Annotated in this window: 1 protein-coding gene; it reads left to right on the top strand. The window is 73.6% G+C overall.

Annotated features, from left to right (window positions below; genetic code table 11):
- Positions 1-2455: condensation domain-containing protein (locus ACFYW1_RS38955; protein WP_389004570.1), on the top strand; the 2455-nt coding region annotated here is incomplete at both ends.

Raw genomic sequence — 2455 nt, 5'->3', positions numbered from 1 at the left:
TGTCGCAGGGCGAGATCGAGGCGCTGGAGAGTGCGTATCCGGGGCTCGTCGACGTCCTCCCGCTCTCCCCGCTCCAGGAAGGACTCCACTTCCACACCGTCTACGGCGGTGAGTCCGACGCCCCCGACCTCTACGCCATCCAGCTCGTCTTCGACCTGGAGGGCGACTTCGACGCCACGGCCATGCGCGCCGCGGCCCGGACCCTGCTGGAGCGCCGGCCCAACCTGCGGGCGGCCTTCGTCCACCAGGAATCCGGCCGTCCGGTCCAGGTGATCCCCGCCTCCGCGGAGGTGCCGTGGCAGGACGTCGACCTGACCGGGTTCGACGAGGCCGACCGCGAGGCGGAGGCCGCCCGGGTCCTCGACGAGGACCGGGCCCGCCGCTTCGACCCCGCCGCCCCGCCGCTCCTGCGTCTCACCGTCATCCGGCTCGGCGACCGCCGTCACCGGCTCGTGCTGACCAACCACCACCTCCTGTGGGACGGCTGGTCGGTGCCCATCGCCGTACGCGAACTGTTCGAGCTGTACGCGCACCGGGGCGAGGGCTTCACGCTGCCCGAGCCCCCGCAGTTCCGCGACCACCTGGAGTGGCTCTCCCGGCAGGACCGCGCCGCGGCCGATGCGGCATGGCGCGAGGCCCTGGCCGGACTCGACGAGCCCACCCTGCTCGCGCCCGCCGGGTCCGGGGAGCTGCCGACGACACCGGAACGGCACTCCGTCCGGCTGTCCGAGGACCTCACCGCGACCCTGCACGCCTGGGCGAGGTCGCGCGGACTCACCGTGAACACGCTCCTCCAGGGGGCGTGGGCCCTGCTGCTGGCCCGGCTCACCGGCCGCGACGACGTCGTCTTCGGCGCCACCGTCTCCGGCCGCCCCGCCGACCTGCCGGGGGCCGAGGGCATGGTGGGCCTGTTCAGCAACACCCTGCCCGTACGCCTGGTCCTGAACCCGGCCGAGCCGCTGGCGGACCTGCTCGCCCGGCTGCAGGACGAACAGGCCGGTCTCATGGAGCACCAGCACGTCGGCCTCTCCGAGGTCACCGCGTCGACCGGACTCGGCGAACTCTTCGACACCCTGCTGGTCTTCGAGAACTACCCGCTGGACCCGGGCGTCCTCGACCTGCCCGGCACCGGTCTGCGCGCCGTCGACGCCCGGGTCAGGGATGCGGCGCACTACCCGCTCTCGCTGGCCGTCGTCCCCGGCACCCGCCTCGAGCTGCGCTTCGACCACCGGCCGGACGCGTTCACCGCGGCCGAGGCGGAACTGCTCGGGGCCCGGCTGCGCGGACTGCTCGAACTGATCGTGACGGAGCCCGAGCGGCCGGTCGGCCGGGTCGGCGTCATCACCGCCGAGGAGACGGAACGGCTGCGGACCGAGTGGGACAGCACCATCCGTGACGTGCGGTTCGACGTCTTCCCCGAGCTGTTCCAGGCGCAGGCGGCCCGTACGCCGGACGCCACGGCCGTGGTGTACGACGAGACGGAGGGACCCTCGACCGAGCTCACCTACGCCGAGCTGGACGAGCGGGCCAACCACCTCGCCCACCTGCTCATCGCGCGGAACATCGGCCCCGAGTCCGTGGTGGGTCTGCTGCTGCCCCGCTCCATCGACCAGGTGGTGGCCGTCCTCGCCGTCTCCAAGGCGGGCGGCGCCTTCCTGCCCATCGACCCGGAGTACCCGGCCGAGCGGATCGCGTACGTGATCGGCGACGCCCGGCCCGCGCTGCTGCTGGTCGACCGGGACACCGCCCACCGGCTGCCGGAGATCGGCACCGGCACGGCCGCCCTGGTCCTCGGCGGCGACATCGCCCCCGAGCGCCCCGGCCACAGCCCCACGGCCGCGGACCGGCACGCCCCGCTGACCCTGGACAGCCCGGCGTACGTCATCTACACCTCCGGCTCCACCGGCAACCCCAAGGGCGTGCTGGTGACCCACCGGGGGGTGGCCAACCTCGCGGGCAGCCAGATCGAGCGGTTCGCCGTGCCCGAGGGGAGCCGGATCCTCCAGTTCGCCTCGCCGAGTTTCGACGCGGCCTTCTCCGAACTGTGCCTGGCCCTGCTGTCCGGCTCGACGCTCGTCCTGGCGCCGGCCGACCGGCTGCTGCCGGGCCGGTCCCTCACCGAGCTGACCCACCGCCGGCGGGTCACCCACGCCACCATCCCGCCCGCCGCCCTCGCCGCGCTGGACGAGGACGGCCTGCCGCCGGGCATGGTGCTGACCGTGGCCGGCGAGGCGTGCTCCCCGACGCTCGTCGAACGGTGGTCGCGGGACCGCCGGATGATCAACGCCTACGGCCCGACGGAGACCACCGTCTGCGCCACCATGAGCGACCCGCTCTCCGCCGACGGCTCCCCGTCCGTCCCGCCGATCGGTCGTGCGGTGTGGAACACGCGGGTGTATGTGCTGGATGGTGCGTTGGGGTTGGTGGCTCCGGGTGTTGCGGGTGAGTTGTATGT

The sequence above is a fragment of the Streptomyces sp. NPDC002669 genome (genome assembly GCF_042889165.1).
Classification (GTDB): Bacteria; Actinomycetota; Actinomycetes; order Streptomycetales; family Streptomycetaceae; genus Streptomyces.
This window is presented reverse-complemented; position numbering and strand designations above follow the sequence as displayed.